The sequence below is a fragment of the Spirosoma arcticum genome, from assembly GCF_054779955.1.
The window spans coordinates 502,813-522,164 of the sequence record NZ_BAAGXG010000002.1 but is presented as its reverse complement, the minus strand read 5'-3'; the positions used below and the strand labels follow the sequence as shown (position 1 = coordinate 522,164).

Annotated in this window: 18 protein-coding genes; 10 read left to right on the top strand and 8 right to left on the bottom strand. The window is 51.9% G+C overall.

Annotated elements, in window-relative coordinates; all coding sequences use genetic code 11:
* Positions 1–32 precede the first annotated feature (32 nt).
* Together ACYVHB_RS06665 and ACYVHB_RS06660 are read left to right on the top strand one after the other, a co-directional pair.
* A complete protein-coding gene (locus ACYVHB_RS06665; protein ID WP_461050782.1) occupies positions 33–620 on the top strand; it encodes a Uma2 family endonuclease in 588 nt (195 codons plus the stop codon).
* Between the two features lie 390 nt (positions 621–1,010).
* Complete coding sequence (locus ACYVHB_RS06660; protein ID WP_461050780.1) at positions 1,011–1,547, top strand: hypothetical protein; 537 nt, start codon at positions 1,011–1,013, stop codon at positions 1,545–1,547.
* Positions 1,548–1,851: 304 nt separating this feature from the next.
* Here the strand turns inward: ACYVHB_RS06660 and ACYVHB_RS06655 are convergent, their stop codons facing one another.
* A complete protein-coding gene (locus tag ACYVHB_RS06655) occupies positions 1,852–2,652 on the bottom strand; it encodes a 3-keto-disaccharide hydrolase (RefSeq protein WP_461050778.1) in 801 nt (266 codons plus the stop codon).
* Between the two features lie 120 nt (positions 2,653–2,772).
* On the opposite strand from ACYVHB_RS06655, the gene ACYVHB_RS06650 reads away from it, so the two are divergent.
* From ACYVHB_RS06650 to ACYVHB_RS06630, 5 genes are all read left to right on the top strand, one after another.
* On the top strand, positions 2,773–4,683 hold the full coding sequence (locus tag ACYVHB_RS06650; RefSeq protein ID WP_461050776.1) for a family 16 glycoside hydrolase: 1,911 nt from the start codon (positions 2,773–2,775) through the stop codon (positions 4,681–4,683).
* Positions 4,684–4,688: 5 nt separating this feature from the next.
* The gene (locus ACYVHB_RS06645) at positions 4,689–6,719 is read left to right on the top strand and encodes a c-type cytochrome (RefSeq protein ID WP_461050774.1); all 2,031 of its coding nucleotides are present in this window, start codon (positions 4,689–4,691) and stop codon (positions 6,717–6,719) included.
* Between the two features lie 106 nt (positions 6,720–6,825).
* On the top strand, positions 6,826–7,398 hold the full coding sequence (locus ACYVHB_RS06640) for a hypothetical protein (RefSeq protein ID WP_461050773.1): 573 nt from the start codon (positions 6,826–6,828) through the stop codon (positions 7,396–7,398).
* 216 nt (positions 7,399–7,614) lie between these two features.
* Positions 7,615–10,845 (top strand): SusC/RagA family TonB-linked outer membrane protein, encoded by a 3,231-nt coding sequence (locus tag ACYVHB_RS06635; protein ID WP_461050771.1) that lies wholly within the window; start codon positions 7,615–7,617, stop codon positions 10,843–10,845.
* Between the two features lie 118 nt (positions 10,846–10,963).
* On the top strand, positions 10,964–12,499 hold the full coding sequence (locus tag ACYVHB_RS06630; RefSeq protein ID WP_461050770.1) for a SusD/RagB family nutrient-binding outer membrane lipoprotein: 1,536 nt from the start codon (positions 10,964–10,966) through the stop codon (positions 12,497–12,499).
* Positions 12,500–12,623: 124 nt separating this feature from the next.
* Here the strand turns inward: ACYVHB_RS06630 and ACYVHB_RS06625 are convergent, their stop codons facing one another.
* Positions 12,624–12,917, bottom strand: coding sequence for a hypothetical protein (locus ACYVHB_RS06625; RefSeq protein WP_461050768.1), 294 nt, complete (start codon positions 12,915–12,917; stop codon positions 12,624–12,626).
* A gap of 88 nt (positions 12,918–13,005) precedes the next feature.
* On the opposite strand from ACYVHB_RS06625, the gene ACYVHB_RS06620 reads away from it, so the two are divergent.
* The gene (locus ACYVHB_RS06620; protein ID WP_461050766.1) at positions 13,006–13,464 is read left to right on the top strand and encodes a regulatory protein RecX; all 459 of its coding nucleotides are present in this window, start codon (positions 13,006–13,008) and stop codon (positions 13,462–13,464) included.
* A gap of 63 nt (positions 13,465–13,527) precedes the next feature.
* Positions 13,528–14,583, top strand: coding sequence for a glycosyltransferase family 4 protein (locus ACYVHB_RS06615; protein ID WP_461050765.1), 1,056 nt, complete (start codon positions 13,528–13,530; stop codon positions 14,581–14,583).
* Between the two features lie 91 nt (positions 14,584–14,674).
* Here the strand turns inward: ACYVHB_RS06615 and ACYVHB_RS06610 are convergent, their stop codons facing one another.
* Positions 14,675–15,295: an FkbM family methyltransferase gene (locus tag ACYVHB_RS06610; RefSeq protein ID WP_461050763.1), complete on the bottom strand. Its 621-nt coding sequence runs from the start codon at positions 15,293–15,295 to the stop codon at positions 14,675–14,677.
* A 379-nt stretch (positions 15,296–15,674) separates the two neighbouring features.
* On the opposite strand from ACYVHB_RS06610, the gene ACYVHB_RS06605 reads away from it, so the two are divergent.
* Positions 15,675–17,147 (top strand): M48 family metalloprotease, encoded by a 1,473-nt coding sequence (locus ACYVHB_RS06605; protein WP_461050761.1) that lies wholly within the window; start codon positions 15,675–15,677, stop codon positions 17,145–17,147.
* 104 nt (positions 17,148–17,251) lie between these two features.
* Here ACYVHB_RS06605 and ACYVHB_RS06600 read toward each other — a convergent pair whose 3' ends face one another.
* From ACYVHB_RS06600 to ACYVHB_RS06580, 5 genes are all read right to left on the bottom strand, one after another.
* Positions 17,252–18,025: an HNH endonuclease gene (locus ACYVHB_RS06600; RefSeq protein ID WP_461050759.1), complete on the bottom strand. Its 774-nt coding sequence runs from the start codon at positions 18,023–18,025 to the stop codon at positions 17,252–17,254.
* Positions 18,009–18,239 (bottom strand): hypothetical protein, encoded by a 231-nt coding sequence (locus tag ACYVHB_RS06595; protein ID WP_461050757.1) that lies wholly within the window; start codon positions 18,237–18,239, stop codon positions 18,009–18,011. Before ACYVHB_RS06595 ends, ACYVHB_RS06600 begins: the two co-directional genes overlap by 17 nt.
* 142 nt (positions 18,240–18,381) lie before the next feature.
* Positions 18,382–18,594, bottom strand: coding sequence for a hypothetical protein (locus tag ACYVHB_RS06590; RefSeq protein ID WP_461050755.1), 213 nt, complete (start codon positions 18,592–18,594; stop codon positions 18,382–18,384).
* Positions 18,595–18,612: 18 nt separating this feature from the next.
* A complete protein-coding gene (locus ACYVHB_RS06585; protein WP_461050753.1) occupies positions 18,613–18,879 on the bottom strand; it encodes a hypothetical protein in 267 nt (88 codons plus the stop codon).
* 141 nt (positions 18,880–19,020) lie between these two features.
* On the bottom strand, positions 19,021–19,236 hold the full coding sequence (locus tag ACYVHB_RS06580) for a hypothetical protein (RefSeq protein WP_461050751.1): 216 nt from the start codon (positions 19,234–19,236) through the stop codon (positions 19,021–19,023).
* Between the last annotated feature and the right edge of the window lie 116 nt (positions 19,237–19,352).

The window sequence follows — 19,352 nt, the reverse complement described above, 5'->3', positions numbered from 1 at the left end:
AGAAACTGTATCTTTGAGAAAAAACAAACGCTATGGTACTTGTTGCTAACCGGCCGGGAATCAAGCTGCCCATGCGCAGCATGACTGACGATGAGTTCTACCATTTCTGTCAGGAAAACCCCGACTTCAAATTTGAACGCGACACAAATGGCAATATCATCAGCATGGCATTAACGGGTGGGGACACAGGACGGAGAAACACAAAACTCACGTCGCGACTGGATTTGTGGACTGATGATACGAAAGCCGGTATCGTTTTCAACTCGTCAACGGGTTTTAAGCTGCCAAATGGAGCCAATCGCTCGCCGGATGTAGCGTTTGTAGCGATAGACAAGTGGAACGCGCTCACACCCGAAGAGCGAATCAAGTACCCGCCCCTGTGCCCCGATTTCTTAGTTGAATTAATGAGCGAAGCGGACTACCTGCGCGAAGCAACCGACAAGATGCAGGAATACATGGAAAACGGGTGCCGCTTAGCGTGGCTCATTAACCTCAAAACCGAGGAAGCCCGCATTTACTCGCCCGACGGTTCGGTGCGCGTCGTTCACGGTTTTGACAATCGACTTTCCGGCGATGAAGTGCTGCCGGGCTTTACGTTCGATTTATCGTTACTGCGGTAATTAGGCGGGTGTCGCGGGTCGATTTTGCCTAACCATGTTGCCTGCGCAAATTGCAAAAACGCTGACGCTGACTTGGCTTCAATTATAGTTTTGGATGCTTAAATTTACCTCTTAACATACAGGTGATTGCACAACTTATGAACCTTTGTCAATTATGAAAATCAATTCTTTAGGCTTTCTTGCATTTAGCCTCGTATGTGTGATTATGATTGCTGTGACTGGTAATTATATATTTGCTATTCCGGCTGACTTTTTCGTTTTGTTATCTATTTGGCAACGTCGTAGATTAAATCAGTGACTGCTTGAACTTGAACACTGGCTGAATGCCAACAACGCTTGTATTTACGCTATTAGATTAACATATTCCCACTTATACAACAACCTGATATAATGAATAGCATTCGACCATCCCGTAGCTTTTTAACGAATGGTTTAGTTGTTTTACTCATTTTCATATTGTCAATCGAAGCCCTGGCATGGATTGTTGCTCACGAAGCTAAATCGATGGTTGTAAACCGGTCTGGTGGTTTGATGCCTTACGCCAGTTTACTCATTAGAAGCCTCCTACTACCTGAAATAATCACAGTCTTTATTCTAACCTCATTGATGAATTTGGTTCGTCGTTGGTTTAAGATTGAACTTGTTAGTATAACTTGGTTATCACTCGCCCGTTATGAACTCAGTTTCTTACCAGTAATGCTGCTTGCTTTTGTAGTTTTTAATCCTTTTACTGAGTCGGTTCGTTATTTGCTAACAGCATTTCCTGACTACTCTTTTTCCGACTACTGGGCTAACTATATCACGGGTAGCTATTCATGGGGAAGCTATTTCCGATACCTCTTTCCAGTCATGTTAATTGGCTATGGTGCTCTTAACATTTCGCTTATAACTAATGCTCTAAGAAGTAGTAAACCCTCAGCAGTATGATAGAATAATTATAAGATTATATCCTATAGCGTAATTACTTATCATTCTGACAAAAACCTCCTTTACATAATCTGAGTTACCCAACACTTCTGGGAATAACACAACACCCGGCCATTTGAGAGAATTGGCCGGGTGTTGTGTTATTCCGAGGTAAACAGAAAACTTGTTCTTACACTGGTGCGCGTTTTTCAGCCAGTCGGCGTTTTCGACAATGCAACTGGGAGGTAATACACCGTCATACTGGTGCAGTGGTCCGTGCTCAAAATGAGTCCTGACGTTGTCAATCTACTTCGGGAGGGTACTCCTACAACTCCCGTACCCAGATGTTGCGAAAACCGACCGGGTTACCATGATCCTGTAGCAGAATCGGGCCGGGGCCGTGCGCCTGTACTTTGGGGTAGCCAATGTACTCGGTCGTACCGCGAATGGCCGCGTGGTTTTGCACTAATACCCCGTTGAGCAGCACCGTCACGTAGGCGTAATCGACCATTAAACCAGCTTTGTTGAAGCGAGGAGCCTGGTAAACGATGTCATACGTTTGCCATTCGCCCGGCTTGCGGCTGGGGTTGGCCAATGGAATGGTTTGCTTATAAATTGACCCGACCATCCCGTTCACATAGGTTGGGTTGTTGAAGTTGTCGAGCACCTGTAGCTCATAGCGGCCCTGTAGGAAAATCCCGCTGTTGCCGCGCCCCTGCCCGTTGCCTTCGACCTTCTCCGGCGTCTTAAACTCTAAGTGCATCTGAAAATCGTTGAACTCCTTTTTCGACCGGGCCGAGAAGCCTTTTGTCGAGTACATGATGCCGTCGGTCACCGGCCATTTCAGCGGTCCTTCGTTGACTTTCTCCCAACTCGCGGGCGAGTATCCCTTGATAGCTACCCACTGATCGGTGTTCTTACCATCGAACAGAACGATTGCGTCAGACGGGGGCGTTGTGCCCGAGGTGTTGGCCGAGGTCATGCCCGGCGTGATAACCGGCGGCACGGGTTCCCAGATTTCGGACGATTCGGGCGATTGTTTACTTGGCTGAACCTGCGCCATCGACACGGTGGCTATGCTCATCAGCGCAAGGCAGGTAGCAAGGGGTAAAAGACGGTTTTTCATGGAAACGATTGGGGTTAATGAATCGGCAATAAAACGGTCAAAGATAGGGCAAATGGCGAATTACGTCCTTTTATGGAGAAAAAATGGTAGATTTCGGTCGTCAAACCCCTCGTTTTGTTCATGGTAAAACTAACTCCTGCGGTCTGCTTTCGCTGGCTGCTACTCATTGGCTGGACGGTTAGCTCCGGACTGGCCCGGACTGGACTGGCGCTGGCCCAGCCCCCACCAACACCTAACATTCCAATCTCCCTCAATGACTTGAGCGCGTTTGTCTCACCAATGCCCAACTGGCGCATCGTTGGCGGTGCCCGCGCGGATCTGAACAAGGCCAACACGATCATTACCGAAAATGGTACGGGCGTTCTGGCCAATGTTCTACTACCGGCCAAAGCCGGGCAGCAGTCGTACGGGCAGCAGTACAACTTGATGACGACCCTGCAACACGGCGATGCCGATCTCGAACTGGACTACATGATGGCCGCCAAGTCGAATTCGGGCGTGTACCTGCAAGGACGCTACGAGGTGCAGTTGTTTGACAGTTGGGAGGTGCGCGGTCCGCGTACCATCGACAACGGCTCAATCTACGAACGCTGGGATGAGAAACGGCCCGAAGGGCAACAGGGCTACGACGGCCACGCGGCCCGCCAGAACGCCAGTCGGGCACCCGGTTTGTGGCAGCACCTGAAAATTTCATTTCAGGCTCCGCGTTTTAATGCGAATGGTCAGAAAACCGAGAACGCCCGCATGGTTCGCGTCGAGTTGAACGGTGTGGTCATTCACGAGGACGTTGAACTCACCGGCCCAACCCGCTCGGCTGCGTTTACTGATGAGAAACCCCTCGGCCCGCTTATGTTTCAGGGCGACCACGGCGCGGTGGCTTTTCGCAACATTCGCTATGTCAGTTACGACAAGCCACGGCCCCAGCTCATGAATCTGAAGTACGCCGTTTACAAGGGAAAATTTGAAAAGGAAGGTGAGTATGGCGGTAAAGCGCCCGAATCAGAAGGTGTAGCCACGGTGCTGTCGGCCGACGTAAGCCGCATTCCCAACGAATTCCTGATCCGCTACACGGGTACCCTGCGCGTGGCCGAACCGGGCGAATACCGGTTCAACTTAGACGCCGTTGGGGGCGGGGGTTTGCTTAAAATTAATAACCAGGCGGTGGTTGCACCCGGAGCCGGGTATGGCCACGCCAATGGCAAGCTGGTCCTGCCCAAAGGTGACGTACCGTTTGAACTGTTCTATTCCAAATTTGTCGACTGGGCGCAACCGGCGCTTGGCCTGGCGGTGGCGGGTCCGGGTATCCGCGAGTATGCCCTGAGCGCGGCCGATGCCCGCAACGGCGAAGAAGTGGACCCAATTATGGTGGAGTCAGCAACGAACACCATCCTGCGCAGTTTCATGGATTTGCCCGGTGAGAAGAATGAAAAAGGTCAAACTGTGCGCGTGGTTCATGCCGTGTCGGTGGGTAGTCCAGAGCAGGTGCATTATACGTACGATCTGGACAAAGGGGCATTGGTGCAGGTTTGGCGCGGGGCGTTCTTAGATGCGACGCCGATGTGGCACGACCGGGGCGATGGTTCCTCGCGGCCAATGGGTATGGTGCAACGCTTAGGGGCGCCCATGCTGTTTCTAACCAAACTCGCGTCGCCCCAGGCCAACTGGACAACTGACACAACTGGCTCGGGCTACCGGCCTAAAGGTTACGTGCTGGATGACGCCGACCGTCCAACGTTCCGATACATGAGTTTTGGCAGTTCGGTCGATGACAAAATTCGGGTGTTGGCTAATGGACAGGGCGTTCAGCGTGAAGTCACCATCACCAACCCGGCCGGTGATCTGTATGCCCGGTTAGCCAGCGGCACGACAATCAGCGCCATGGAAAACGGTATGTATCTGGTTGACGGGCAAGAATATTTGCGGATTGACGATGTGGCCGGGGCAAAACCCAGCATTCGGCCGGGCAGCAATGGACGGCAGGAGTTGATCGTGCCGCTAAAAGGAAAAGTGGTTTACTCGATCTTGTTTTAAATCCAATGAAAAAGATACTAACAACCCTCTTCGCCGTAGCTACAATGCTGACGGTTCGGGCGCAGGAGTCGCCCAAAGAGGAAGATTTCTACAAGATTTTGAAAGTGTCGGCTCCCGAAGGAACACTGCTCGAAGTGGGCGGGCTAACGGTACTGCCCGACGGAAACCTCGGCGTTGCTACGCGCCGGGGCGACGTCTGGATCGTGGAAAACCCAACGAGCCGCAAACCGTTCTTCCGCAAGTTCGCGTCGGGATTGCACGAGATTCTGGGCCTGGCCTACAAAGACGGGGCACTTTACTGCGCTCAGCGCGGGGAATTGACCAAACTGGTTGACACCGACAAAAACGGTAAAGCCGACGTTTTCGAGACGGTCTACGCCTGGCCACTGTCGGGGCACTACCACGAGTACAGCTTCGGCCCGAAGATTGCGCCCGACGGTACGTTTTTCGTGACGGGCAACGTGGCCTTCGGCGATGAAGAGTGGTGGCGGGGCGAAAGCCGGGTTCCGTGGCGCGGCTGGACCATGAAAATCAGCGAAAACGGCACCATGCAGCCGTGGGCGACGGGTATGCGCTCGCCCGCCGGACTGGGCATCTACGACAATGAACTGTTCTACGCTGACAATCAGGGCGACTGGATGGGATCGGGTGGCATTACGCACGTTCAGAAAGGATCGTTTGTGGGTCACCCGGCCGGTTTACGCTGGACGGGCATGGCTAATTCGCCTGTTAAGCTGACGACCGAGCAACTCTACGCCAAGGTTGATCCGCGCCAGCGCCGGGACGAAAACGGCCGGGCTATTAAACCCGAAAACGTAGTCAACGAAACACCCAATGTGCTGTATGCACTGAAAGAGCAATTTCCGAACGTCGATATTCAAACTCCGGCCGTCTGGCTGCCACACGGTGTGCTGGGCATCTCGAACTCCGAAATTCTGGAGATTCCGCAGGGCGTGTTCGGTCCGTTTGCGGGGCAGTTGCTAATAGGCGATCAGGGCATGAGCAAAATCTCGCGGGTGTTTATGGAAAAGGTCAACGGCGAGTACCAGGGCGGAGCCATCGAGTTACGCAACGGCTTCCGGTCGGGCGTGCTGCGAATGGCGTGGGGCAAAGACGGCTCCCTGTTCGTGGGCGAAACTAACCGAGGCTGGGGGTCGGCCGGGGAAGCCAACGAAGGATTGCAACGGCTGACCTGGAGCGGAGCCATGCCATTTGAGATGCGCACCGTGAAGGCCATGCCCGATGGGTTTGAAGTCGAGTTCACGAAGCCCGTCGACCGGAAGTCGGCCGAAGATCTGGCGTCGTACCGGGTCGAGAGTTTCATTTATAAATACCAGCCGGTCTACGGCAGCCCGACCATCAACAAAGAGGCCCTGCCGCTCAAAGGCGTGAAAGTGTCCGAAGATGGCATGAAGGCCCGGATCGTGGTGGGTGACCTGCGTAAATACTATATTCACCAACTGACGCTCGACGGCGTTCGGGGAGCCGAGGGGTCCTATTCGCTCGTTCACCCGATTGCCTACTACACGCTCAACAACATTCCTGAGGGGCAGAAACTGGCCATGAGCGATGTGAGCACGAAGAACTCCGCTACCGCTCCGGCAGCTACGGCAAAGCCAGCTACTGCGGTCGGTAAGAAAACCACGCCCGCCAAAGGAGCCAAATCAGCCGCCACGGGCGAATCCACGCGGGGTGCTAAACCGAAGTTGGTCGAAGGTCAGGCGGTGACGATGGCCAAAGCTCCGACGTATGACGAGGTGAAGGGCCTCTTGTCCCGCCACACCTGCTTAGCCTGCCACCAGACCAACAAACGGCAGGTCGGCCCGGCCTACGCCGACGTGGCGAAGCGCAAATACACCAACGACCAGATTGTGGAGTTGATCTATAATCCTAAACCGCAGAACTGGCCCGATTACGCGGTTGAAATGCCCCCCATGCCGCAGGTGCCCAAAGCCGACGCGCTGAAGATGGCAGCCTGGATCAATTCGCTGGCTCCGGGGAGTGGGAACACGTCGGCAGGCGCACCCAAGCCATAGAGTGGCATTTGAGTGTTTAGGCGTGTTGGCCTTTAAGTGTGTTCGTCATCCCGACGAAGGAGGGATCTCAAGTCTGATGCATAGTAGAGATCCCTCCTCCATCGGGATGACAAACACCCCAAAACGCCCAAACACCGTCAACTCGATACTCCTGAATACCCCGCTGATGCGTATACATTCGTTCAAAAGATTTGCCGTTGGCTTCGTTGCCGTACTCCTGTTAGTCGCCGGATATTACTGGATTCAGCCTGCGCAGGAAACTTCGGCAACCGAAGGTCAGCCCGCGGTTGCATTAGATACCTCCGTGGCTGTTACCGAACTGGACACATCCGCCATTGATACAGCATCAGTTAGGCTGGAGGCTGCTCCCCCAAAGCTGCCAATTGCCCCCGCGCCAACGCGGACCACTAAGGCCAAACCGGTAGCGGATGAGCCGGTTGCATCAGATCAGGAGTCGGCACCAGCGAAAACGGCTGAAAAACCCGTGCCACCGCCCTGCGATCAGCTCGTGATGCGCAACGGTGATTTGATAGACGCAAAAATTCTGGAGGTTGGCGTCGACGAAATTCGCTACAAGCGGTGCAACCACGACGACGGCCCCGATTATGTCGTCTCCAAATCTGATGCACTGAGCATCCGCTTCGCCAACGGTGATATCGAACGATTCCCGGGCCGGTAAAACCACCCGTCTGTTCTAATTCTAACGACAAGTGCAGCAAAGCGCACGGCATCAACCCGTTGATACCGTGCGCTTTGCTGCGCTTATAACTGAGTATAAATCCGCATAAAAAGCAAAAGATACAGTAGATCAGCGATGACTTGCTCTTTGGGTTTATATTCTCTAAGCAAGAATACTTTGATTTATTTTCATATATTATTAACCACTGTCCCCCGCATGAAACGAACTATACGTCTCAAATCTGGTGTGCTACTTTTTTTCCTATGGGCCGCTTTTGTGCTTACCACCGTTGCTCAGGCGCAGGATCGCCGGGTAACGGGCCGGGTTATATCGGGAAAAGACCAGCAACCGATTCCAGGTGTCAATATCCTGATTAAGAATACGCAAGCAGGAACAACGACCGACGCGAATGGAAACTTTTCACTGACCCTTTCTCCAGATCGCAACAATGGATCGGCAACACTCGTATTCAGTGCCATTGGGTTTGCGGGGCAGGAGGTAGCCATTGGCAATCAGTCGCAGGTGAACGTCACGCTTCAGGAAGGCGACCAGAATCTGAACGAGGTCGTCGTAACGGCGCTTGGCATCAAGAAGGAAGCCAAACGCTTAGGTTACGCAACTGCAATCGTGAATCCCGAACAGGTGACGACCAACCGGACTGTTAACTTCATGAACGCCCTGCAGGGCAAAATTGCCGGGGTGAACATCAGCAGTTTAGGTACAGGAGCGGCTGGCACGAGTAAAATCAGGATTCGGGGACAATCGTCGTTTTCTGGTCAGAACAGCCCACTCATCGTTGTCAATGGTGTTCCGATTGACAACTCAAACTTCGGCCAGAACAACGGCAACACGGGGGGCGACAATTCCATTGGTAACCGGGACCGGAACTACTCCGACGGGGGCGATGGCCTGTCGTCCATCAACCCAGATGACATTGAAGGTATGACCGTGCTGAAAGGCGGTACGGCGGCTGCGCTGTACGGGTCACGGGCTAAAGACGGCGCTATCCTGATCACGACCAAAACCAGAGGTTCCGGCCAGGGCATTGGCGTAACCTACAACAGCAACTTCACCACCGACCGGCCCCTGGATTTCACAGACTACCAGTACGAATATGGCCAGGGCGAATACGGCGTTCGTCCTCAGGCGGCCAACCCAACGTCGGGGGTGTGGAGCTGGGGCGAGAAGTTTGCGGGTCAGACTCAGGTGCTTTTTGGTGGTGTGACGGTTCCGTATCAGCCCGTTCGTAACCGAATCAATACGTTTTACCGCGACGGCTCAACCTGGACCAATTCGGTAGCAGTTTCGTCGGGCGGAGAGAAAGGCGGCTTCAGCCTGTCGTTGTCAAACACCGACAATAAGGGAATTACACGCAATAATACGTTCAACCGCAAAACCATCAACCTCGGTTTCAGCTACAACCTGTCGCCCAAACTGACCGTTACGGGTTCAATCAATTACTCGAACGAATACAACAAAAACCCGCCCCAGATCGCCCAGCAGGATAATAGTACGCCGACCGTGATTTACACGCTGGCTAATTCCCTGCCCCTCGATGTGCTGGAAGCGAATCAGATCAATCCGGCTACTGGCAACGAGTTTGTTTATTCGCGGTTTATGAACCGGACAAATCCATACTTCACGCTGAACAACAAATTTGAGAACATCCGCCGGGACCGGTTGTTTGGCAACGTTTCGGCCCGCTATAACTTCACAGACTGGCTGTATTTGCAAGGCCGGGTCGGTCAGGATTACTGGTCGAGGGATCAGGATTACAACTTTCCAACGGGGCAGGCATCGCTGGCAGCCGCTCCGGCTGGTTTCGTCAATGGAGCGTATACGCAGGAGGCCCGCCGTTTCCGCGAAATCAACGCCGACTTCCTGATTGGAGCGAACCGCAAATTTGGCGTGTTTGGCGTCGACATTACCGCTGGGGGGAATCAGTTATACCGCCGGAGCGACCTGAACAGTGTGCTGGCGACGGACTTCATCGTGCGCGGCCTGTATGTTCCCCAGAACGGGCGCGTGAAAGACCCCACCTATAGCCTCAGCGAACGGAAAGTCAATTCATTATACGGTGCGCTTGAATTATCGTATAAAGACTTCCTGTTTCTGAATGGAACGGTTCGTAATGATTGGTTCTCAACACTGGCCCCGGCCAACCGAAGCATTTTGTATCCGTCACTAACGGGTAGTTTCGTTTTCTCTCAGGCGTTCGACAACCTACCGGCCTGGCTTAATTTCGGCAAGCTCCGGGCCGCTTATGCCGAAGTTGGCTCCGATGGCGATGTGGCCCCCTACTCCAACAACCTTTTCTATTCGGTAAGCGGCAACTTGTTCCAGGGGCAGCCGGTCGGCATTATCGGCAGCGGTAACTCCAGCACTATTCCAAGTGCTACCCTAAAACCAAGCCGGACCGCCGAAGCAGAAGTAGGTCTGGAGTTGAAGCTGTTTAATAATCGGGTGGGGGTAGATCTGGCAGTTTATCGCAAAATCACGAGCGACCAAATCGTTCAGGCCCAGTCGTCCGACGCGTCGGGCTTTACCAGCACCCTGATTAACAGCGGTGAAAGCCAGAACCAGGGCATCGAAGTGTTGCTCAATTTGTCACCCGTCCGGACGAAGGATTTCTCGTGGGATATAACGCTGAACGGTTCGTATAACAAGACGAAACTGCTCCGGCTGCTGACCGACGATGACGGTAGTCCCGAAAAAGATTATAATAAGGACAAACAAGCCGAGCAAATTGTGGTCGGCAATGGCATTTACGTCGGCGACCTTCGGCAGGTGGTTGGTCAGGAATTGGGGCAGTTATACAGCTTTGGCTATCAGCGCGATGCGCAGGGACGCATCGTTCACGGGGGCGATGGTCTTCCTGTGCGGACACCCACACCCATCTCGTTTGGCTCGGCCCTGCCCAAATACATTGGTGGTATTACCAACGCATTTACGTACAAAGGGCTTAACCTGTCGTTCCTGATCGACTTTAAACTGGGTGGCAAAATGATTTCGGGAACCAACCTGAACGCATTCCGCCACGGCTTGCAAAAAGAAACGCTGGCGGGTCGGGGCGAGGCCGATAACAAGTTGGTGGGCGTTGGTGTAAACGATAAAAGCGAAGCCAACGCAATTCGGGCATTCGCGCAGGACTATTATTCGGTAGGCCGATCCAAAAGCTTAGGCGAACAGGTCGTGTACGATGCCGGATTCTGGAAATTCCGTCAGATTAGCTTAGGCTACGACTTCACCAAACTGTTACCCGCAAGCCTGTTTATCAAAGGTATACGTCTGAGTGCAGTGGCTAATAACGTGGCGGTTCTGAAGAAATGGGTACCCAACATCGACCCGGAGCAGTTCGGCTTTAGCTCGGATAACTTAGTCGGGCTGGAATCGACGGGGCTACCCATCACCCGTAGCGTTGGCTTTAACCTGAATGTCCGGTTTTAAACTTGGTTTTTGAGTATGTTGGTTTGTAGTTACTCCGGCGGCAGCGATTCTGCGTCAGTCAACTACAAACGGCACCGGCCGCCCGGCTCAAACTACAAACCACAAACTTCTTTTACACATGAAAAAAACACTGTTTTATATGCCCCTGATTGCGTTACTAATTGGGGTGAGCAGTTGCGATAAAGGGTTCGATGAACTGAATATCAACCCAACGGCGGCAACGGCCCTTAATCCTGTTTTCACGTTCAACAACGCGTTGATCAACACTACGTTTCCGGGATCGATGCTGGTGTTTGAAGAAGCCATTGTGCAACAGATGTTTTCGCCTAATTCAGGCGTGTTGGCCGGTGGAAATTTCAACATCGACAATCGCGGCCCGGTGGGGCCAAACGCAGCGCTCTGGCAACGCTATTACCGCGATGTGATTCGCTATCTGGTCGACGTTCAGAACCAAACGCAGGATAATGCCGCACGGTCTAATCTGTATAACATGACGCGTATCTGGAAAGCTTATGCGTTCATGGTGCTGACCGACAGCTATGGCGATATTCCTTACACGCAGGCGGGTCTGGGGTACATTAGTGCGAATGTTACCCCAAAATATGACGCGCAGGAGGGCATTTATAACGATATCATTAAAGAACTTACCGAAGCGGCTACGGCGCTGGATGCCAGCAAACCAACCGAAGCCGGTGAAGTCGTTTATGGGGGTGACATCAGTAAGTGGAAGAAATTTGCTTACTCAACCCTGCTACGGGCGGGTATGCGCCTGTCGAAAGTGAACCCAACGCTGGCTCAGTCGACGGTACAAAAAGCAGTTGCCGGGGGTCTTATGCAGGCAAACACCGACAACGGGGTCCTGCGAAATAACGCCAATTATCAGAATGTAGTCGGTCAGACGCTTAACTCGACCGAAGCCGCCAACTATTACCTAACGAAGTATTTTGTGGATTATCTGAAATCAACCAGCGATCCTCGCTTGCAGTCGATTGCGGTGCGCTACGTGGGTGCCAAAAGCGGTCCCGAACAAATAGCATCACGGGCTAACCGCGACCCAGCCGTGCAGATTGGGATGCCGCTTGGATTTGACAACGGTACGGTTCCAGCGCAGGCGATCAGGGATGGTCTCGCCAGTTTCTACGACTACTCTCAGTTGGATCGCACCCGCATGGGCAAACTCGACGCGCCTACGTTCTTCGTGACGTATGCACAAACGCAGTTGCTTCTGGCCGAAGCGACTCAACGGGGCTGGACAACGGGCAGTGCCGCTACTTCTTATAACGCAGGGGTAACGGCTCACATGAAACAGTTAGGCGATTATGATGCAACCTCTTTAGTGTCAGACGCCAATATCACAGCCTATCTTCAAAAGAATCCCTATGATGCTGCTGCCCGAGGTCTTGAGCTGATCAATACGCAATACTGGATAGCTTCTTTTCTGAACGGTCCGGAAGCGTTCGCTAATTTTCGGCGGAGCGGTTTTCCGGCCCTAACGCCAAACCCCTACCCTGGCAAGGAGATTAAAGGCAACTTTATCAATCGGTTATCCTATCCGGATTCTGAAGTTTCCGTCAACACCACCAACCGGCAGGAAGCCATCACGCGGCAAGGACTTGACAACCTCGATACGCGCGTCTGGTGGGATAAACAATAGAATTCGGTTCCCAGCGCTAAAGCGGTGGGCTGATACAAACTCTGGACAACGTGCTGGCATCGCCCGTGTTTCGTCCAGGATTTTTATTAGCCCACCGCTTTAGCGTTGGGCACCGTTGGGAGTATTATTCAGCCGGTTGGCCGTCGCCAATGGCCGGTCCGGCACCCGTATCGGCGGTGCCGCCAAGCGTATTGCTCTCAATAGTAGCGCTGTCTTCCTCGTCTTCAGCAATCGGCTCCAAACCGGCCATTTGTTCGGTGGTCAGGCCGCCGTTGGTGGTGCCTTCGCCTTCCACCCGGCCACGCCCCCGGTAGTGTCCTTGTCCATCATGTACGTTTTCATAGCGCTGCGTTTTGTTTACCCATAAACAAACCATCTGCCGCAATGTTCGCCTTAGCGTTGACCGCCAAATGACCATACACATACGGGGTGAGCAGGAAGCGGATAAGCGTCAAAAAAGCTTAAAATCTGTGCCTATTCAGGGTCTTTTTCGTTATATTCACACGATGACCGATTCTCAAAAAGATGTCCTTCGCAAAGCCGCTCTGTTTTGCGCCTACCAGGAACGGACCCAGCAGGAAGTTCGTGAGCGTTTGAAAGAATGGGGTGTTTGGGGTGATGATGCGGAAGAAATTATTGCCGAACTAATCAGCCAGAACTACCTCAATGAGGAACGCTTTGCCAGAGCCTTTGCGGGCGGTAAGTTCCGCGTTAGGGGCTGGGGAAAGCGAAAAATTAAGCAGCACTTGCAGCAGCGGGGCATCACCGGCTACAATTTCGATCAGGCCATGAAAGAAATTGCGCCCGAGGATTACCGCACCACCCTCGCCGATCTATTAGCCAAAAAACGCCGGAGCATCCGCGACGATAATCCGCTGGTAGTAAAACAGAAACTGGTTCGGTACGCTCTCAGCAAAGGATACGAGTCGGAGCTGATTTTTGCGGTGCTGGGCAGCGAGGAGTGAGCTACATTTCTCAGATCGGTCTTTTTTGCTCATTTTTGTCTGGTTACCATCCCGCTCTACTTCATGCCCCAACTTTTTTTGGACACCGAACGCATGGCCAACTTAACCAGTGGTATCGGTCAGGTTTGTCTGAATCTGGGTCGCGAACTAATCCGGCAACGGCCACCGGGTTGGGAAGTGACATTTCTGGTATCGCCCGAACAGGTGGGCCTCTTTGGTGACTCGGCCGCGTACATTACGGCAACTCGCTGGCGACAGGTGTGGCATCCCTGGAAATTTGATGTCTGGCATTGTCTATACCAGAATTCCCGGTATTTACCCAAGCGTTCAACTTCCTTTATTTATACCATTCTTGACCTCAACTACCTACAATTACCCAATTATTCAGTCTCGCGAAAGGCCCGCAAAAAAGTCCGTTACCAACGGCTTATCAATCAAGCGGCTGCGATAACGACCATTTCAGACTATGTAGCGCAGGACATCTGTCAACAAATGACAGTTACGCCCGACAAGCGCATCGACGTAATTTATCTGGGCATAAATTCACCTGCCGATCTCGAAACGATTTCGCCTTCGGTCAGGCCCGACAAGCCGTTTTTGTTCTTTGTGGGTATGTTGCAGCCGTACAAAAATGTCCACACGATGCTGCCGTTGCTGGAAGCTTACCCAGCGTATCAATTGGTATTAGCCGGTCCCGATCAACCAGCGTACAGCGAGACCATCCGAAAACAGGCCCGGCAAATGGGCGTTGACGAACGTCTTGTGTTTACAGGGATTATTGACGAGCCGACAAAATGGTGGCTTTACGCACATTGTGACGCGTTCTTGTTTCCGTCACTGCACGAGGGATTTGGCCTGCCAGTTATTGAAGCGATGGCCCTGGGTAAGCCTGTTTTCTGCTCTACGCTGACGAGTTTGCCCGAAGTAGGCGGCTCCGAGGCCTTTTATTTTTTATCGTTCGAGCCAGATGCCGTTGTGGAAACGTTCCGGCAGGGAATGAATGCGTATCGGAGCGACCCGGCTATGTCCGACCGGCTGCGGCAGCGCAGCCAGCAGTTTAATTGGGAAACCACGGCCGCTCAGTATTGGCGGTTGTATCAGGACGTATTGTCGGGATAATGCGCATAGGTGTTGAGTATGTGGGCGTTAAGATGCTTCGGCGTTTCGGGTAACCAAACACGTATACACGCAGAAATTCAATCACAAAAACTCACCGACGTACCGCTTCCATCGCGTGACAAAAGGAATTAATAGGCTCATGCGTAGTTGTATATCCCAGCGATTGCACATACTCGTCAAATGCGATAATGTTGTTCCGATCCTTGTCGATATCATGCACCTCAATGACCATCCGGCCAATGCGCCGGAGGAGTTCCGGGGCCGTGTGGTAGATGATGTCATACTCACCTCCTTCACAGTCTAACTTGAGCAGGTCTATTGCCTGTAATCCGTTTTTCTGAATAATATCGGCAAGCGTGATGCAGGGTACGGTTATTTTTTTGGTATTGTTTTCGTTGAATCCAGCAAAACTCGAAGCTACAACCTGAGCATTGTCTTCGGCTTCGGCAAATAGGTCTAACTGGTCGAAGGGTTGTCCGGTCACAGCCATCTGAAAGAGTCGGATGCTTGGTTGCAACCTTGGATTCTGCTCTAACGTAGTACGGAGCGTATCTACGTTTACAGGCAGTGGTTCGTAGGCATAGATGGTAGCCCGGTCGAGTTTCGATAGAAGCTGAATACCAAAAAAACCGACGTTTGCGCCAATGTCGATAACCACCGGTTCCGCCGGTAGTTTCTCTACCAACGTGTCGATTTCGTACACATCATTCATAAATATCTCTTTAAAGACCAGATATAAGGCTGCCGAGACTCGAAAGTGTATTGGCAGCGGCCTTGTGGTGAATTCAAAATCACGCTGGTGCCGCTTGCTTTTTCTGACAATGTACTCAATGGGGTTGGCGATGTGCTTCCACAACCTAAAATATCGATTGACACCGTATACAGCCATACGTTCGTTTTTTTATGTACAAACTTATCAAAATTCGCCGATCAGACTGTAACTACCTATGGGCGCTTCCAGAACCGGCAGTACGAACAAGTACACATTGCCAATAGTTTACATTCTATCCTGTCTAATGGGGGCCATGTTAAACTAGGTTTCTTTCCGAATCAAACCAGTTCACCACTCACTTACTACCTTAACCAATACAATGCGCACCAACACTGCATTTCTTCAGGTTACCTTAATGCTTACGGTTTCTTTACTCGCCACCTGCGCCCGCAACCCCGTTACGGGTAAGCGCGAGCTGAGTCTGATGTCGACTGAGCAGGAAATTGCCATTGGCAAAGAATCGCACCCGTCGATAGTGGCCAGCATGGGCCTGTACGACGATAAAAATCTCCAGGCGTTTATGAACGAAAAGGGCAAAGCAATGGCCAAAATATCGCACCGCCCCGACTTGCCCTACGAGTTCCACATCGTCGACTCGCCGGTGGTCAACGCTTTCGCCGTGCCGGGCGGATTCGTTTATTTTACGCGGGGTATTTTGGCTCACTTCAACAACGAAGCAGAGTTTGCCGGGGTACTCGGCCACGAGATCGGTCACGTTACGGCCCGCCACTCGGCTCGTCAGCAAAGTAAGCAACTGTTTGGCACACTCGGCACCATCGCCACGGCCATCCTGCTGCCTCAGGCCACCGAAGTTGCTCAGCAGGGAATTGGGTTGGCATTGTTGAGTTACAGCCGTGCTCATGAGTCCGAATCGGACGAAATTGGCGTCGAGTATTCGAGTAAAATTGGGTATGACGCCCATCAGATGGCCAACTTTTTCGCCACCATCAAGCGCATCTCCGACAATGCTGGTCAGGCCATCCCGACGTTCACGTCAACCCACCCCGATCCGGGCAGCCGCAACGTGAAGGTAAACAAGCTGGCAACGGAGTATCAGGCAAAAAACCCCGCCAACTACCAGACCAACCGCGATCAGTACATGCGCCTGATCGACGGAATCATGTATGGCGAGGACCCGAAGCAGGGATTTGTGGAGAACGACGCGTTTTATCATCCCGAACTGCGCTTTCAGTTTCCGGTGCCCCGTGGCTGGGACCATCAGAACTCACCATCACAGTTTCAAATGGGACCGAAAGAAGGCAAAATGGCCATGATTCTGATGCTGGCCAAAGGCAGTTCATTAGACGAAGCCGCCCAGAACTTAGTGAAGGAACTGAATCTGAAAGTATCGGAAAACAACCGCACGACCATCAACGGCAACCCCGCTTACGTGCTTATTTCGCAGCAGCAGCCCCAGCAGGAACAGGGACAACCGCAGCAACAGCAACAGCAGGACCCCAAAACGACCACGCAGATTGCGACGTGGCTCATTCAGTACAACAACGCCGTCTATGCCCTGCATGGTCTGTCGGCGGTGAACACGTTCGAGAATTCGTTTCGTACGTTCCAGAGCGTAGCGGGTGGCTTCCGGGCGCTCACCGACCCCGATAAACTCAACCGCAAACCCGAGCGCGTAGTGGTCAAAAGCGTTCCCCGCGACGGTTCGTTCAGCGAGGCTATGAGCAGTTTAGGCATGCCTGCAGCCCGGCTGGAAGAGTTGGGTACGCTCAACAGTTTAAAAGCCAATGACCGCGTCGCCCGTGGGTCGCTAATCAAAGTGATTGCACGGTAAAGTGCCGAGATCGCACTTTATAAATAGTCAAAATAAAAGCTGGTAAGAAGAATTTTTTCTTACCAGCTTTTTTATATTTTAGATATGGTTTGTTAAAACATATGTCATTGCTCAAAGCGGTTTAGTCTGTACTCTAAAAACTCTCTTTTAGGCTGGTATGTCTTTGGTACTCGAATAGGCTGATTCTCATAACGCCCGAAGTAATCTTGATAGAATTTTTTTGCTGATCCAACCTTCAACCGGCTCGAAATCAATATTTTGTAATCAGTATCAATGCAGATTAACCCTTTCTCATAAGCACGGTCGTACAAATTTGACAAGCAAAGACCGTTTTTTGGGTTCAGCCGCTCATGTTCGTTTTCGGCCCACGGCACAATATGTCCGGCAACCAGTAACTCCGGCAAATCGATTCCAGAAATAGCGCAACGGCTTTCGTAGGTTTTCAGAATCATTTGCCGGAAAACGCTCTGGTTTACCCGGACTTTAACGGCTCTGATTCTGACTTCACCTTTTAAGCCCTTAAGATCAAACTCGATTTCTGGATAAGTTTCTTCAATTGTTGTATGCTGATAATCCGCTAAAATCCGCTCGCTTTCATAAACCAGTTCCTCCTGATTATTGATGAATTCGTTCCAGATTGGCTCAACCTGCTTACGTCCGCCATCCATTCCTTTGACGCCACGCTTTTGGTGATAGGGGTCAACGTTGGCAAAATTGGTCAGACGGATTGCAACGGAATCAGGTGTTCGACGGCCCAGAATGGCAGCTAAATTTTTTACGTCTTCATTACCCTTATGTATCTTGCCGAAGGGAAGTTTTAGGTATAGATTAAACGCCAGAATTAATTCTTCGCGAGTCCAATTAGGAGAGCTTGCCATGAACGAAAATAACGATTTTGTATCTGGGCAGCACGAGGTCGGGGCTACCGGGCAGCTTTTCATCGTGGAGCCGGTAGCGGAATCCGTGGGCGTGGAGAAATTTGCGGACGATAAGTTCGGGCTTGGTGTCTTTACTCCGAACGCGGCTCATATTGAAGCTGCACGGTCCGGCGTTCCGGTTGCGCGGGTGCGCGGGTGCGTGTACGTTAGCCATGAAGGGGTTTGTTGAGCAGGTACTAAAACGCAGTGGCTGGTGTGGTTACCAGATTATTTCTATTATGTCTCGATAACGACTGAAGTTCCCGTCGGCGGAGATCAACCAGATCAAAACTTGCTTATCGAGCAGTAATCTCATTTTACATGTACTCGCTTAGATAGTCAAGTGGTTCGTTGAAATTGGCGGGTAAAGAGCCTCGCCCAGCCAGCGAACCAGCTTTACCCGGTTTTGAAGGGAAGGCAGTCCCCCTTCCCAGAAATGTCACAATCACTTCCGTCTCTTCCTGAATGGGTAGCGTTTCGTGCAGGATGATCTGGCCGTTTCTGTACGTTCCTTTTATGGCTGTCAACATGCGTACATTATTTCGTGTTTACTCCACGGTGATTCCTTTCTTGGTCAGATACGCGTCAATGTTGAAACGGTGCCCGTCCATGATTTCTACGTCTTTGTTCCAGTCGACGGTCTCAATGCGTTCGGGGGTGGCAATCATGACGACCTGCGCGTCGGTCAATACCCAAATGAGTTTTTCAACCCCAAATTCAAACAGTTTACGGGTCTTTTTGTAGATGTAGCCGCTTTCGGTCATTTCATCCGTGTCAGCTTCGATGGCCACCTCAATGGCGATTAGGGGCGGCACGTCGGCGTATTTTTTTGAAATTTTGCTGCCGGGAAACACACGCTGCTCAAAAATAGCAATGTCGTTGGCCAGATTTGTCTGATGATCGAGGTGTAGTCCGGCTTCGTTGATAAGAACGTTATACGTGTCTTCATCAATGAATCAGTTAATGAACCCCGTTAAATAATAAACAATAATGGCCTGAAGGCTGCTCGAACCCATAATATCCTGAATTGTTTTTTCACCTGATAACACGTCGCGGTAGCCCTTTCTATAAATGGGTTTACCATCCATAATCTCGTAGATCAACGCGTCAGGAACCCGTCGGCGGGGCCGGGTAACGGGTCGGCGGGGGGATTCAAGAGCAACAAGGGTCATGTGGGTATATAGTTTTTAGTTGATAAGCCGTCAGCCAAAACAGTGGCCGGACGTGTGGTAGCCGGTTAGTCAAAGATAGGCTTTTTCGGGCGGAACCTCCCCCCGGCCCCTGACGT

Coding starts and splice junctions, on each gene's coding strand:
- ACYVHB_RS06665 (WP_461050782.1), top strand. CDS start 33: ATGGTACTTGTTGCTAACCGGCCGGGAATCAAGCTGCCCATGCGCAGC.
- ACYVHB_RS06660 (WP_461050780.1), top strand. CDS start 1,011: ATGAATAGCATTCGACCATCCCGTAGCTTTTTAACGAATGGTTTAGTT.
- ACYVHB_RS06655 (WP_461050778.1), bottom strand. CDS start 2,652: ATGAAAAACCGTCTTTTACCCCTTGCTACCTGCCTTGCGCTGATGAGC.
- ACYVHB_RS06650 (WP_461050776.1), top strand. CDS start 2,773: ATGGTAAAACTAACTCCTGCGGTCTGCTTTCGCTGGCTGCTACTCATT.
- ACYVHB_RS06645 (WP_461050774.1), top strand. CDS start 4,689: ATGAAAAAGATACTAACAACCCTCTTCGCCGTAGCTACAATGCTGACG.
- ACYVHB_RS06640 (WP_461050773.1), top strand. CDS start 6,826: ATGACAAACACCCCAAAACGCCCAAACACCGTCAACTCGATACTCCTG.
- ACYVHB_RS06635 (WP_461050771.1), top strand. CDS start 7,615: ATGAAACGAACTATACGTCTCAAATCTGGTGTGCTACTTTTTTTCCTA.
- ACYVHB_RS06630 (WP_461050770.1), top strand. CDS start 10,964: ATGAAAAAAACACTGTTTTATATGCCCCTGATTGCGTTACTAATTGGG.
- ACYVHB_RS06625 (WP_461050768.1), bottom strand. CDS start 12,917: ATGGTCATTTGGCGGTCAACGCTAAGGCGAACATTGCGGCAGATGGTT.
- ACYVHB_RS06620 (WP_461050766.1), top strand. CDS start 13,006: ATGACCGATTCTCAAAAAGATGTCCTTCGCAAAGCCGCTCTGTTTTGC.
- ACYVHB_RS06615 (WP_461050765.1), top strand. CDS start 13,528: ATGCCCCAACTTTTTTTGGACACCGAACGCATGGCCAACTTAACCAGT.
- ACYVHB_RS06610 (WP_461050763.1), bottom strand. CDS start 15,295: ATGAATGATGTGTACGAAATCGACACGTTGGTAGAGAAACTACCGGCG.
- ACYVHB_RS06605 (WP_461050761.1), top strand. CDS start 15,675: ATGCGCACCAACACTGCATTTCTTCAGGTTACCTTAATGCTTACGGTT.
- ACYVHB_RS06600 (WP_461050759.1), bottom strand. CDS start 18,025: ATGGCAAGCTCTCCTAATTGGACTCGCGAAGAATTAATTCTGGCGTTT.
- ACYVHB_RS06595 (WP_461050757.1), bottom strand. CDS start 18,239: ATGGCTAACGTACACGCACCCGCGCACCCGCGCAACCGGAACGCCGGA.
- ACYVHB_RS06590 (WP_461050755.1), bottom strand. CDS start 18,594: ATGTTGACAGCCATAAAAGGAACGTACAGAAACGGCCAGATCATCCTG.
- ACYVHB_RS06580 (WP_461050751.1), bottom strand. CDS start 19,236: ATGACCCTTGTTGCTCTTGAATCCCCCCGCCGACCCGTTACCCGGCCC.